This window comes from Ignavibacteriota bacterium, from assembly GCA_019637995.1.
Classification (GTDB): domain Bacteria; phylum Bacteroidota; class Ignavibacteria; order Kapaibacteriales; family UBA2268; genus JANJTB01.
The window spans coordinates 159,081-173,652 of sequence record JAHBUQ010000002.1 but is presented as its reverse complement, the minus strand read 5'-3'; the positions used below and the strand labels follow the sequence as shown (position 1 = coordinate 173,652).

Annotated in this window: 10 protein-coding genes; 8 read left to right on the top strand and 2 right to left on the bottom strand. The window is 35.4% G+C overall.

All coding sequences use genetic code 11. The annotated features are described in order from the left end of the window. The first annotated feature begins 210 nt into the window (after positions 1–210). The 8 genes from KF896_06760 (at position 211) to upp (ending at position 10,199) form a co-directional block, all read left to right on the top strand. Entirely contained in the window at positions 211–3,102 is a 2,892-nt protein-coding gene (locus tag KF896_06760; protein MBX3043399.1) for a hypothetical protein, read from the top strand. A 44-nt stretch (positions 3,103–3,146) separates the two neighbouring features. Beyond that, positions 3,147–4,256, top strand: coding sequence for a glycosyltransferase family 2 protein (locus tag KF896_06755; GenBank protein MBX3043398.1), 1,110 nt, complete (start codon positions 3,147–3,149; stop codon positions 4,254–4,256). Between the two features lie 22 nt (positions 4,257–4,278). Beyond that, positions 4,279–5,235 (top strand): Gfo/Idh/MocA family oxidoreductase, encoded by a 957-nt coding sequence (locus KF896_06750; GenBank protein MBX3043397.1) that lies wholly within the window; start codon positions 4,279–4,281, stop codon positions 5,233–5,235. A 3-nt stretch (positions 5,236–5,238) separates the two neighbouring features. Continuing rightward, positions 5,239–5,811, top strand: a complete 573-nt coding sequence (gene ruvC / locus KF896_06745) for a crossover junction endodeoxyribonuclease RuvC (protein ID MBX3043396.1) — start codon at positions 5,239–5,241, stop codon at positions 5,809–5,811. Between the two features lie 157 nt (positions 5,812–5,968). After that, the gene (gene dnaX, locus KF896_06740) at positions 5,969–7,660 is read left to right on the top strand and encodes a DNA polymerase III subunit gamma/tau (protein ID MBX3043395.1); all 1,692 of its coding nucleotides are present in this window, start codon (positions 5,969–5,971) and stop codon (positions 7,658–7,660) included. A gap of 2 nt (positions 7,661–7,662) precedes the next feature. Then, entirely contained in the window at positions 7,663–8,133 is a 471-nt protein-coding gene (gene bcp / locus KF896_06735) for a thioredoxin-dependent thiol peroxidase (protein MBX3043394.1), read from the top strand. A 3-nt stretch (positions 8,134–8,136) separates the two neighbouring features. Continuing rightward, positions 8,137–9,567 carry a TatD family hydrolase gene (locus KF896_06730; protein MBX3043393.1) on the top strand — a complete coding sequence of 477 codons (1,431 nt, stop codon included), beginning with the start codon at positions 8,137–8,139 and terminating at the stop codon, positions 9,565–9,567. Between the two features lie 14 nt (positions 9,568–9,581). Next, on the top strand, positions 9,582–10,199 hold the full coding sequence (upp, locus tag KF896_06725; GenBank protein ID MBX3043392.1) for a uracil phosphoribosyltransferase: 618 nt from the start codon (positions 9,582–9,584) through the stop codon (positions 10,197–10,199). Positions 10,200–10,342: 143 nt separating this feature from the next. On the opposite strand, the gene KF896_06720 is transcribed toward upp, so the two are convergent. Together KF896_06720 and acs are read right to left on the bottom strand one after the other, a co-directional pair. Next, positions 10,343–12,442 carry a thioredoxin domain-containing protein gene (locus KF896_06720; GenBank protein MBX3043391.1) on the bottom strand — a complete coding sequence of 700 codons (2,100 nt, stop codon included), beginning with the start codon at positions 12,440–12,442 and terminating at the stop codon, positions 10,343–10,345. A gap of 57 nt (positions 12,443–12,499) precedes the next feature. Continuing rightward, entirely contained in the window at positions 12,500–14,401 is a 1,902-nt protein-coding gene (acs, locus tag KF896_06715) for an acetate--CoA ligase (protein MBX3043390.1), read from the bottom strand. Between the last annotated feature and the right edge of the window lie 171 nt (positions 14,402–14,572).

Below are 14,572 nucleotides of genomic sequence, written 5' to 3'. Positions count from 1 at the left end.
AATTACAATTACGAATTTAACTAAATATATTTTTTTCAAAAAATTTAAATCATAAATATTAAAAATAAATATCTAAATATTTAATTAGAAAATTAATCAAATATTGAAAAATTAACACAAGATGAAAAAAATAAAATTATGTAAGATAAGTCTAAAACATTTTTATATAACTTAAAACGATAATATTATCAATATCAGAGAAAACAGATTTTGAAACAAAATGATAACCTCATATCATATATACTGATACCATATTTGCTTTTGGTTATTTTGCATATTTTGCTTACTTTGCCGATGGATGTGCCAATAATCTGGCCCGATGAATTTGCATATTTATTTTTTGGTAAATATATTGCGGGATACGAGAACATTCAGCAGATACCGAGAATCGAACTTACAGGTAGTTTTGGATATTCGGTTCTTCTTGCTCCGGTATTTATGTTAATATCTGAACCAAATAAAGCTTACAGTACGATACTGATATTGAACTCAATTTTGGGTAGTACACTATATATTGGACTGTTTTTACTTTTGAAACAGTTGTTTGAAGCCGAGAATAAAAGAGCAATGCTGATATCATTTATAGTATGCTTATATCCGGCATACCTTTTACAAACTGATGTGGCGCTAACTGATGCTGTAACTCCGGCATTCTTTGTTTTTGGAGTTGTGCTTTTTAATCAATTTATTAAAAAACAAACTATATTGTACGGACTGCTATTTGCAGTTATAGCCGGCTATCTCAACTGGATTCATATCAGGATGCTTCCTTTCACAATTATATCTGTGTTCTTCTTGATTTCGCTGGTATATTACAAAAGAATTCCTATCTTCCAGACAGGAATTGCAATTGTAACCATGTTAATTATGATACTACTTGGTATTATAATTGGTGACCATTTGACTTATGCAATTTCAGGTGCCTTGGAAAAAAGTCAGAGAATTACAGTCAGCCTGATTCAGGTTGCTGAAGTCTTGTTAATTTTTATGCTTTTGGGAAGTTCACTTTACTTTATGCTTCGTAAGTATTACCTTCTTATGCTTTTTACAGTACTTGGTTTGCTGGGCGGTATTCTTGCATCAACCAGTTTTTCTTCCTTGTGGCTCTCCAGTACTTTCGGCTTGGCAATTTTGATTTTGTTGATGATGACAAAAAGGGTCAAATTCAAACAGGCGTTTTGGGCTTTTGGAATAATGATGTTTGTAGCATCATTCACTTATTTTGTTTTGCCCGATTTTGGTTATTATACAATTGTAACAGAGCGAATAATGATATGGTTTGTCAACGCTTCAGGTTCATTATTTTATGCACTGTTTTCGACATACAGCTTGTTTTTGATGGGATTGATTTTTATGATTTTCCAGATTTGGAGCAATGCAATTATAGAAGTGCCTGCAGTTGAATATACAGATATATTTTCCGAAGAAAAGACAAGCGTATTTAGTTTTTATAAACTGCTTGATAATCCTACAAGTCTGACATTGCTTTTTATTATATCATCAGCATTTTTGATGATATTCATAACAATATTCCCGTCTAAATTGCAAATATCACATTACCGTGCTGATCATTTATTCTATGGAAGATATGTAGAGGTAGTGCTTGCATCATTTATGGCAATAGGTATATACAAATTAATTTATGCAGATGCTAAAGAATTTCTTGTTTCCACTCTTGGAGCATGGTTATTCTTTATAATTCTGACATTTACAATGATTTTAACTTATGATAATATTATACCTTCGGAGCTGTCATTCAGAAGCGTTCTAAGCTTTTTCCCTTTGCGTGCCGTTCTTGGCAATATTAATATAATGCTGTTTTTCTTAGCTTCATTGATAGTTTCTATTGTAACTGTGTTATTATTCAGATTCAATACCTCTTGGGGTAAATCTGTTCTAGCCCTGGCATTTCTGTCTTTTACTACTTTTACCTATATATATGTTAATTATTATCATCAGGCAGAGAAGAAACAAAGAAATAAGCTCATAGGATTTGTTAATGAGCACTTTCCGGATATTGATTCTTTAAGCTATGATAGAAGGATATTTACTGAAGCATCTCAGAATGGTTTGAGTTATGTATGGCTAATGCCCCTGAAGCGGTTTAACTTCTTTACCTCAAAATCTGCTAAGCCTAAGTCGGATTTGATTATTGCCGGCTCGGATTTCGGCGGCAAAAATAATGCTTTATTACTTGATATTGAGCATGATGGAAATGACCATCTTTGGATTCAGAGGTCAGCTATAAGCAGTAAAATGGAGGAGAATCTATTCCCTTCTTTTTACGATTTACCCCTAAACGCCAAATATGTAGGAGGCGTTCTGAGAACAGGACTTCATAACGGAAAATGGATAAACGGTAAAACTGAAATAATCACAAATCTCAGTAAGCCTGATTCAATTTTTACTGTTGAAATCGAAATTGCATCAAGCAGTACTAAACCGCATAATCTTATTATATGGCTGGATAATAAAGAGTTATTTAATAAAGATATTCAAAATGGCGGTTGGAGATATACATTAAGCATAAAAGCGGATTCATTGATTGATAAGCTGGATTTCAAACTATTCAGCGATTTAACGCGAGACAAATCAAATAACAACAGATTATCAGGGATTGTCATAAATTCATTTGTATTGAAAAGCCCGAAAATATATGAAACTTCAATTTCTGAAAGCCTGCTTCCAAACTATGAGCCAAGCTTATATGAAGACATTGATTATGTGATATATCCAAGACGAAATATTGATTTTTCACTACTTGAATTTTCTCCCGGTGATACAATTATTATTCCTATGAATATTAAAAATCAAGGCATAAAACCAATTGTTTTCGATGATGATGAGGATAATCAGTTATATATCGGGTATTTTTGGCACGATTTTGTATTGAAAAGTGAAAAGTTTCAGTACATTCATCCTGAATTTCTGAGCGGAGTAATTCTGCCCGGACAGGAAAAAGAGGTATGGGTTAAAATTATTGCTCCTGATTTTCCGAAAAAGTTTTTTATGGAATTCAAGCTTCTAAGTAAAAAACAAGTAATAATAAACCCAAAACTGAAACGTAACTACCTTTTTGATGTAAAAAGTAATTTTTTGTAGAATAAATCAGGAAAGAAATATAAGATATTTCTACATAATCTAAAATGCTTAAAAACAAAACAATTGCAGTTGTTATACCATGCTATAATGAAGAAAAGCAGATTGGGATGGTGATAGAAACCATGCCCGATTTTGTTGACAGAATTATTATTGTTAATGATAAATCAAAAGATGACACTGCAAAAGTCGTAGAGTCATACATAGAAAAATATAAATTTTCTGGTACAGTACTCAGAAAGTCAAAAAGTAAACTAAAGAAAACAAGATTTAACCGAGCGGAATTTGTTCTCGAAGAGCAAAGCAAAACAGAAATCAGCTTTTTTACAGATTTTGAGGTCATAAGCGAAGAAGAAGCCGCCGATACCTGCCGTATAGTTCTTATTAATCATCTACAAAATGGTGGTGTAGGAGCAGCAATAGCAACCGGTTACAAGTGGGCAAAAGACAATGACATCGATTGTACTGCTGTGATGGCAGGCGATGGCCAGATGGACCCTGATGAACTTGAATCAATCTGTATGCCGGTTATTGATGAAGGTGTTGACTACGTAAAAGGCAATAGATTGATTCACAGAAGTGCCCTGTTGGTTATTCCAAAAGTTAGATATTTCGGAAATTCCGTTTTATCAATACTCACGAAAATTGCATCAGGATACTGGCATATTTCTGATACACAAACCGGATATACTGCGATATCGAACAGGGCTTTGAACGCTATCAGACTACATCAGATTTATAAGCGTTATGGTATGCCAAATGATATGCTTGTCAAACTTAATATAGCAATGTGCACGATAAAAGAAGTTGAGATTAAACCTGTTTATGATGTCGGTGAAAAATCCAAAATGAAAATCCATAAAGTAATTCCGACTGTATCCTGGCTTTTAATTAAATTATTCTTCAAACGCCTTTGGTTTAAATATCTGTTCAGGGATTTCCACCCGCTTTTTTTGCTTTATCACTTTACATTTTTGATTGTATTAATCAATATCCCCCTTGGAATTGATATTGCATACAGCTACTTTGTAGAAGGTTCGAGAGTTTCTCCTCAATCGTTGATTGCATTTTTATTTTTCTTTATCAGTGGATTTCAGTCATTGCTTTTTGCAATGTGGATGGATATTCAGGATAACGAACGTTTGTATAAGTCTTAGAAATCAAAAATAAAATATTATTATGAAAAATTTTGCTATATTAGGTGTTGCGGGATATATAGCTCCGCGCCATCTTCAAGCTATAAAGGATACAGGTAACCGGCTTGTTGCTGCAGTTGACCCTCATGATTCAGTAGGCATTTTGGACAGATATTTTCCTGATACAAGTTTTTTCACAGAAATTGAACGATTTGATCGTCATCTCGAAAAATTAAGACGACAATCGCCGGCTGAAGCAGTTGATTTTTTATCTATTTGCTCACCAAACCATCTTCACGACGCGCATATAAGGCTTGCATTCAGACTTCGGGCAGATGCCATTTGTGAAAAACCTCTTGTTATCAAACCTTCAAATCTTGATGCAATTCAGGAATTGGAGGAAGAATATAGCCGGAAAGTATATAATATTCTTCAACTGAGAGAGCACAAAAAAATAATTGAGCTTAAAGAGAGAATAAAAAAGCTTTCGAGTAATTCAAAGCACGAAGTTCTATTAACATATATTACTTCACGAGGACCATGGTATAAATATTCATGGAAAGGTGACATCGAAAAATCAGGTGGAATTGCTACCAATATCGGAATTCATTTTTTTGATATGTTGATGTGGATTTTTGGCAAACCACAAAATTACGAAGTTCATATATATCAGGAGAATAAAGCATCAGGATTTATTGAACTCGAAAATGCAAATATCAAGTGGTTCCTTTCAATAGATGATAATGACCTGCCGGAAGAAGCCAAATCCAAAGGACAAAGAACTTATCGCTTGATTAGTATTGATGGTGAGGATTTTGAGTTTTCAGAGGGATTTACTGATTTGCATACGATCGTATATGATAGAATTCTTAGCGGAAATGGCTATGGAATTGATGAAGCAAGACATGCTATTGAGTTAGTTTATCGTTTCAAAAATTCTCATTCAAAAATTAATCCTGAGACTGCACATCCTTATACTTTATCTGTTTCCGGCTACTAAGCAATGACTGAAAAAAAAAACATTAATTTTACAAAAAGGATTCTGGGGATAGATCCGGGCTCAATTATAACCGGTTATGGTGTAATTGATTATGATGGCAACAAAATGACTCTTGTTGAATATGGAGTAATAAGTGCCGCAAAAAAAGAAGAAACTTTTCCATTAAGACTGAAAGCAATTTACGAAAGGTTATCTCAGGTAGTTGAGCGTACATTGCCTGACGAGAGTGCTTTTGAGGCTATATTCTTTGGAAAAAATGTTCAATCAATGATGAAACTCTCACACGCAAGAGCTGCTGCTATGCTTGCTGTAACTATGAGGGAGATTCCGATTGCAGAATATGCGCCCCGTGAAGTAAAAAAATCAGTTACCGGACTTGGTAATGCCGGAAAAGAACAGGTTCAGTTCATGGTAAAAAAACTTATGTCAATTCAGGAAGACCACCAGTTCCTTGATGCTACCGATGCTCTGTCTATTGCTATTTGCCATTGCCTGAGAAGTGGAATCCGGCGAAATAGCAACAAATCTTGGGAAAGTTTTATAAAAAACAATCCTGATAGAATTAAAAGTAGTTGATTTGTAAAAAATTACTCAGAATTTAGACTGACAAAACTATCCACAATTCAGAATATTTCTTTAAAAGTATAATATTTTTTATTACTTTTGTAAATATGCAATTATATTAACTGCATATACGTTTTTGAATTATTATCAATCAAAATCACAGCATAAAATGAATGAATTTGTAGTTACAGCAAGGAAGTGGCGTCCCTTATTCTTTAAAGATGTAGTTGGACAGGAACATATAACCCAAACCCTTAAAAATGCGGTTCTCAAAAACCGTATTCATCATGCATATTTATTCAGTGGTCCTCGTGGTGTAGGCAAAACTACAACTGCAAGAATTTTATCCCGCTCAATTAACTGTCTTAATCCTCAAGATGCTGAGCCCTGCAATGACTGTGATAATTGCCGTGCAGTAATGGAAGGTCGCTCAATGGATGTAATTGAAATTGATGGTGCTTCAAATAATTCGGTTGATGATATTAGAAAATTAAGAGAAAATTCAAAGTACCCGCCTTCAAACGGCAGATATAAAATGTACATAATTGATGAAGTGCACATGCTTTCAAATGCGGCATTTAATGCACTTCTGAAAACTCTTGAAGAGCCACCTCCACATCTTATGTTTGTTTTTGCTACTACTGAGGTTCATAAAGTATTACCTACTATTACAAGCCGCTGCCAGAGATTTGATTTCAGAAGAATGGAAATCGAAGACATCACCGGTCAGCTTGCATATATTGCCGAAAAAGAAGGAATTACTATAGATGAGGAATCTCTGGTAACTATTGCCAAGAAAGGTGATGGCTCTATGCGTGATTCTCAAAGTATATTTGACCAGGTTATATCCTTCTGTGGTAAAAATATTATTTATTCAGAGCTTGCTGATGCCTTGCACCTTATTGATGAAGAGTTTTTCTTCAGCATAACTAATGCCGTTAAAACTAAAGATACTGCTGCTATTTTTGAATTAGTAGGTCAAGTTGTAAGAAAAGGGTATGATTTTCAGGAAACATTACAAGGGCTTTTGGAGCATTTAAGAAATCTGACTGCCGTGAAAGTAACCGGAGACTCGTCAATTCTTGAGACATCAAGTCAGATGCGTGCTAAGTACCTGACAAACTCAGCTGATTTTGCCAAACTTGATTTAATCAGAATGATGAATCACATTGCTCAGGCTGAGCAATCTCTCAAATTTACACCACAACCGAGAATAAGATTTGAGCTTGCACTTCTCCAACTTGCGCATATTGATTCGACTGTTGATATCGCTGAGCTTATTTCAGAATTGAAAGTAGTTAAAAAAACTGGTTTAAAAAATACCGGTACTTTAAATGCAAATGTGCCGACTTTGAGTGCAGGTATAATTGCAGCTCCAAAATCAACTTCTAAGACTACGTCTGTTAATGAACCAAATTCTGTTTATAAAAAAATTCAAAAGAAACTTACCCCTGACCAGTTTTTTAAGGTATGGGATGAATTTATCGCAAGTGAAGAGGTAACCAAATCAGGTTTCAGGCTTGAAAACTGCTTCGTTGAGTTAGATGGCAGAACTATCATTTTAACTTGTAATACAGATTTCGAAAAGTCATATCTTGACAGCAGGTCATCAAGGTTGCAGGAAATTGTAGAAGAAATGTATGATTTATTCATCAAGTTCGAAATCAAACTAAAAAAAACTGCTCCGGCAACAAATACCGGTACACCAATAATCAATCCAAAAAACAACTATGTTTCAATAGAATCGTCTAAAGAAAAACGAAAAATAAACAGCTTAGACCCCAATTTACACCCTGTAGAAAAAATGTTAATTGAGGATTTTGGAGCTGAATTGCTAATGGATAATAGTTCAGAGAGATAAACATGGCACTTGAAATTGGAGTAATAGCACCGGAGTTTACTGCTGAAACAGATGGTGGTAGAAAAATTAGTTTATCTGACTTTAAAGGTAAATGGGTAGTTTTGTATTTCTATCCTAAAGATAATACGTCCGGCTGCACTAAACAAGCATGTTCTTTCAGAGATAATATGGAAAGAATAACGTCACTGGATGCTGTGGTATTAGGTGTCAGTCCTGATAAAGTGAAATCTCATGACAATTTCAAAGAAAAATTCAATTTAAATTTTGTGTTAATTGCTGACCCGGAAAAAGATATTTGTAACAGCTATGATATTATGGGCGAAAAATCAATGTACGGAAAAAAATATTTAGGCGTTGTTCGCTCTACTTATATCATTTCGCCTGAAGGAATTATCGCAGAAGTTTTCTCTAATGTCAAAGTAGATGGTCATGTAGATGCTGTGATAGCAAAATTACAGGAATTAAAAGGCTAATACTTGATAGATACACACGCTCATATTGATGCGGAGGATTTCGCCTCTGATTTGCCGAATGTGTTGGACAGAGCATTTGCTTCAGGGCTCGAATATATTATTATTCCTGCGATAGAGCCGAAAAGATATGATAATTTATTCAAGGTAGCCGATTCGGATAGTCGTATTTATTGTGGTATGGGTGTTCATCCGCATAATGCTAAAGAAGTAGATAATCATATTCTGAAAGTTGTATATGACACTGCGAAAAGCAATGATAAGGTTAAAGCAATCGGAGAAATTGGATTAGATTATTATTATGATTTTGCTCCTCCTGATGTTCAGAAAAAAGCTTTAAGAGAGCAGCTTGAAATAGCAAAAGATTTGAATTTGCCGGTTATAATTCACAATCGTGATTCTGATGAGGATTTAATAAAAATAATTCAAGAAGCTCAGGACGGAAATTTGAAAGGTGTTTTTCACTGTTTTTATGGTGATGTTGAATTTCTGAAACAAGTTTTGGACTTAAATTTCAATGTATCATTTACCGGGAATATTACATTTAAGAAATTTGATGCTCAGGAGACTATTCTTCAGGTACCTGATGACAGGTATATGATTGAAACAGATTCGCCTTATATGACTCCGGTTCCTTATCGAGGGAAACGAAATGAACCTTCATACGTCAAGTATGTAGCTGAAAAAATATCTGAAATTAAAAATATTGAAATTGAGGAGGTTATTAGAATGACGACTGAAAATGCAAAGAAGTTTTTTAGTATTTTAAGTTTAGGTTGCTTAATTTTGTTAGGCAATATAAATCTAAACGCTCAAATTGATGATGAAGTATATGAAGATGAAGGTCAATATTACAACAAGCTAATTGGAATTGGACCTGTATTGGGAACCAATACTATAGTGGAATCATTTACCCCACGCCCTAATAATGTATCTTATGAAGGTATAATTGCTTATGGTGGTACTGTTCACTTTGGGATATTCGATTACTTAATAATTGGCGGCACTTATCTGTATTCCAAGAATACTAAACTTCAGGAAGATTTTGATGATTTAGAGCCGAATATCCATCAACAAATAGAACTGACTGCTAACTTTATCGTCAACCCGTACAGTAGAATAAATTTGTATGGTTTTGTAGGTCCTTCATTCTTGCTCAACAGATATGGTGTACCCGGAAATTTGGGTGGTGGCAGTGAAGATAAGAATTCTTTGGGTTTAAATACAGGATTAGGATTTTATTTTAATTTACCCATCAATGGTGCTGGGGTTCTTACTTTTTCGGCAGAGTGGAAGTTGAACTTTATGTTTCAAAAGCAAAATTTCGAGTATGATTCACGGGAAAGACCGGAAAGTCCAAGAAGAAATGACCCGGTCGAGGTATCAACTTTCTTCTCGATTCCTCGTATGAATATTTTATTTTACCCAAGCTTCTAAGGTTTAAAAATTGTATGATAGAAATTTTGAATCATCCACTTGTGTTGAAAGATTTAACTATACTCAGAGATAAAAATTCCGGGACTGAAGCCTTTCGTAATGCGACGTATCGGATTGGTTTACACTTGGCTATTGCCGCTACATCAAATCTTGCTTTAAAGTCTGTTCAGGTTGATACCCCTATGGAAACTACTGCTGGCGCTGAAATTAGAGGAAAAGTTATAATAATACCCGTTCTTCGGGCTGGTTTAGGCTTGGTAAGTGCCTTTCAAGAGATTTTTCCTGACAGCGTTTTAGGGTACATTGGACTGAGAAGGGATGAGACTACATTCTCTGCAGAAGAATATTATTATTCTATGCCGGAAATACTACCTGAAGATAAGGTCATAATTCTTGAAATTATGCTCGCTACAGGTGGTTCAACCTCATCAGCACTCAGCAAACTTCAGCTTGAAGGGGCAGAAAATATGACGCTTGTCAGCATTATTTCAGCTCCCGAAGGACTTGAGAAAATCAGAACAGAATTTCCAAAAGTCAGCATTATTTCAGCTGCTCTGGACAGAGAATTAAATGATAAAAAATATATTCTGCCCGGACTTGGTGATGCCGGAGACCGCTATAGCGGAATGTGAGTTAATCGTACTAATCTTCTTAAATCAGATTTAAATGAAATTATGATGATTTGAAGAAATTTGTACTTTTAATTTGATTAAAACTTCAATTTTCTTAAAAGGCTCCCCTTGATATCGGAAGCCTTTTTGATTTCTGTGAATTATTATAATCTGATGCCGTGTTGTTCAACTATTGCAGTTCTGATATTTTCGATTCCTGCAATTGGCTCACTGCAGGAAGTTCCGCTACAAATATAAACTGTAACAAGATTATCAATACTTGCCATATTTTGAATATAATCAGGAAATTCAGATTTATCATCACTACCTGATAAAACTAAAATATTTACATTCGGATTATATTTTCTACGGATATTTTTACATAGTTCATTGGCTTCATATTGTTGTTGACCGCTCACAATCACTAAATCAATACTACCATTGAAGTATATGTCCAAAGATTTCAGCATATAAGTGTAAGCGCTTGGAACATTTGTAAGTGCCGAAGCAAACGCCTTGATAGATTTATCTGCAATATCATAATATCGGGCATTATGAGTATAAGCATAAAGCCTTAGCAGAACATCTGTAACAATTGAATTACCCGATGGTAAAGCCCCGTCGTATATTTCTTTCTTGCGTGCTATTAATTTCTCACCAATTGCTGAAGTAAAGAAGAACCCACCATTTTCATCAGCAAAAAGTTTATAAAATTTATCAAATATTTTTTCAGTTAATTCTAAATATTCTCTTTCTCCGCTGTATTGATAGAATTCAAGCAGTCCAAGCATAAAGCAGGCATAATCATCTATCATACCCTCGATTCCGGCTGTTGCTTCTGCATATCTGTGAAGCAGTGAGTAATCTTTTTTAAGCATATTCTTGCGGACAAAATCAATTATACCTGAGGCAATCTGACCATAAGAATCATCATCAAATGCAGAAGCCGCTTTTGTCAAGGTCGCAATCATCAACCCGTTCCAGTCAGTAAGAATTTTATTATCAAGATGTGGTCTGATTCTTGCTGCTCTAACATCGAATAATTTTTTAAGTGATTTATTTATTCTCTCGTCAGCATCTGATTCTGAAATTCCGTATTCATCAGCAATTTGGGATAAGGATTTGGTTAAATGCAAGATGTTTTTTCCGGTAAGAGTACGATGAATTTCATCATAGTAATTTCCTTTGTCGGTTACATTGAAAACATCGCAGAAAAACTCGACATCACCTATGAGAATTTGCCTGATTTCATCTATACTCCAGAGATAGAATTTCCCTTCCTCTCCTTCACTGTCAGCATCTTCAGCGGAATAAAACGCTCCGCTATTATCGAGCATATCACGTATTAAATATTTCAGAATTTCACGGGCAGTTCTCTTAAAGGATTCATCACTTGTAACCTGATATGTTTCAGTATATGCCATAGCGAGAAGTGCCTCATCATAGAGCATCTTTTCAAAATGCGGAACAAGCCATTCTGAATCAGTTGAATATCTGTGAAAACCGTAACCAACATGATCCCAAATGCCGCCACGCCTCATTTTTGTAAGTGTGTTGGCAACCATATCAATTGCTTCAGGCGAACTATTGCGAATTCCGTAATTTAAAAGGAACATAAAATTATGCGGTATCGGGAATTTCGGACGATTGCCAAATCCACCATTAAGCTCATCATAACTGCTTGCCAATTCGTAAAAGCCCTTTCTGAAAATGCCTTGATTGATGGTATCCACTCCAGCTTTATAATTTACAGAATTAAGCTGCTGAGTAATTTCGTCAGCCTGCTCAGTAATATCATCACGGAATTTCTCCCATACTTCTTTAGTTCTTGTGATGATATCCTTTATTCCCGGGCGTTCACCACGCTTATCTTTTGGAAAGTATGTACCGGCAAAAAATGGCTTTCCGTCAGGTGTCATAAGTACAGTGAGGGGCCAGCCACCGCTACCTGTCATCATTTGACAGACTGTCATATATATATGGTCAATATCAGGACGTTCTTCCCGGTCAACTTTAATTGATACAAAAACATCATTCATCAGATTTGCAACTTCAGGGTCGCTGAAAGACTCATGTTCCATAACGTGGCACCAGTGACAAGTAGAATAACCAACTGAAAGAAATACAGGTTTATTCTCTGATTTTGCCTTGCTGAATGCTTCTTCGCCCCAAGGAAACCAATCTACAGGATTATGCTGATGCTGCTTAAGATAAGGACTTTTCTCGTTTGCTAATCTGTTCACTTTCAAATTTTCAGAATTCAAATTATGCTCCAAATTAATAAGATATTTTAAATACGACGAATTAAATCGTATATTAATTTATTCCTCTGCAGTTGATAAATCGCCTGCATCTATACCAAGTTCACGGGCTTTATAGACCCGACGCATAATTTTTCCGCTACGTGTTTTTAGCAATTTATCAACAATTTCAATTTCATCAGGTACGGCAAGACTTCCGAGCTCACGACGGACTTTGAATTTTATATCATTTACAAGATGCTTATCTTGTTCGAATCCATCTTTCAGTACTACAAATGCTTTAATTGATTCACCCTTAATATCATGAGGCTTACCGATTACAGCAGCCTCAGCGACAGAATTATGGGCTACTAATGCACTTTCAACTTCTGCGGTGCCAATTCTGTGACCAGAGACATTTAGTACGTCATCGGCTCTGCCTAATATCATAATATAACCGTCTTCATCTATTGTGGCTAAGTCGCCTGCATAGTAGTAACCGGGTAATTCATTCCAATATTTTTCAAATCTTTGGGGCTCACCCCAGCAGGTTCTTAGTGCTGAGGGCCAGGGTTCTTTAATTACTAATAATCCAACAGAATTTGGTTTTGCCGGCGTTCCGTCCTTATTTATAACCTTAGCTTCAACTCCAAAAAATGGCAGTCCGGCTCTACCGGGCTTCTGAGGGACACTCGGAAGCGTAGTAATCATGTGTCCTCCGGTTTCAGTCTGCCACCAGGTATCAACAACGGAACAATTTTTTCCGCCGATATTTTCATAATACCACATCCAAGCTTCAGGGTTTATAGGCTCTCCGACTGTTCCGATGATTCTCAGAGATGATAAGTCATGCTTTTTAGGATATTCCGTGCCGTATTTCATAAAAAGTCGAATGGCAGTTGGAGCAGTGTAAAGAACATTTACTCTGTATTTTTCAACAATTTTCCACCATCTGTCCGGAGTTGGAAAGTCAGGAGCACCTTCTACAAGAAGTGAAGTTGCACCATTGGAAAGTGGTCCGTAAATCATATAGCTGTGTCCGGTTATCCAGCCGATATCAGCTGTGCACCAGTAAATATCGTCATCTTGAATATCGAAAACTGTCTTCATCGTAAAATGAGTAAAGAGATTATATCCGGCTGTAGTATGCAGTACACCTTTGGGTTTGCCTGTTGTTCCTGATGTATAAAGTATAAACAGCGGATCTTCAGAGTCCATAATTTCAGGCTCGCAAACAGGACTGCTTTCGTTTATTAAAGTATGAAAATCATATTCATTTTCGATTAGCTGATAATTATCACCATCTCTTTGTGCTACGATAATATCCACATTATAATCAAGATGGTCAACTGCTTCATCAACAATTGACTTAATCATTATTTTCTTACCACGTCTTTCAGTCCAGGTCGAAGTTATGACTACCTTTGATTTGGCATCTTCAATTCTCAGTTGCAGGGCGTGAGCGGCAAATCCGCCAAAAACTACTGAATGTATAGCACCAATCCTTGCAACTGCAAGTACCGCAATTACCTGTTCAATGGTCTGTGCCATATTTAATGTTACAGTATCACCTTTTTTCACCCCTAAGGATTTAAGGGCATTGGAAAATCTGTTGACTCTTTCTGAAAGTTCACCGTAAGTGATTTTGCAGTCGTCACCGGCTTCGTTTGTGTAGATGAATGCTACTTTGTTTCTTCTGCCATTTTTGACATGGCGGTCAAGACAATTATACGTAATATTCAGCTTTCCGCCACGAAACCATTGATAATCCGGATACTCCCAATTGCGTACTTCAGTGAATTTCTTAAACCAGTGCAATTCCTTCTCGGCAATATCAGTCCAGAATCTCTCAGGATTTTCGATTGATTCTCTGTACATTTCCTTGTACTTGTCATGACTTATTCTTGCATTCAGTTGAATATGCTCGGGTGAAAAAAAAGTTTCACCTGCTTTTGACAATACTTCATTACTAACATCTGACATAAATTTAAGTCCTGTAATTTGTTTGTATTATTAAGTAATTTATGACGTGTTAATCTTAAAAATAGGGGAAATAAAATAATATTACTTGAATTATTGCTGTAATATTCTATAATTCAATAATTATTTAATGACTGAAAACTAAATAAAAACTATGTATAATTTTTCAAGAAT

What these genes read in the sequence shown, in the direction of transcription:
- acs (MBX3043390.1), bottom strand. Translation starts at nt 14,401, where the DNA reads ATGTCAGATGTTAGTAATGAAGTATTGTCAAAAGCAGGTGAAACTTTT.
- KF896_06755 (MBX3043398.1), top strand. Translation starts at nt 3,147, where the DNA reads ATGCTTAAAAACAAAACAATTGCAGTTGTTATACCATGCTATAATGAA.
- dnaX (MBX3043395.1), top strand. Translation starts at nt 5,969, where the DNA reads ATGAATGAATTTGTAGTTACAGCAAGGAAGTGGCGTCCCTTATTCTTT.
- bcp (MBX3043394.1), top strand. Translation starts at nt 7,663, where the DNA reads ATGGCACTTGAAATTGGAGTAATAGCACCGGAGTTTACTGCTGAAACA.
- upp (MBX3043392.1), top strand. Translation starts at nt 9,582, where the DNA reads ATGATAGAAATTTTGAATCATCCACTTGTGTTGAAAGATTTAACTATA.
- KF896_06750 (MBX3043397.1), top strand. Translation starts at nt 4,279, where the DNA reads ATGAAAAATTTTGCTATATTAGGTGTTGCGGGATATATAGCTCCGCGC.
- ruvC (MBX3043396.1), top strand. Translation starts at nt 5,239, where the DNA reads ATGACTGAAAAAAAAAACATTAATTTTACAAAAAGGATTCTGGGGATA.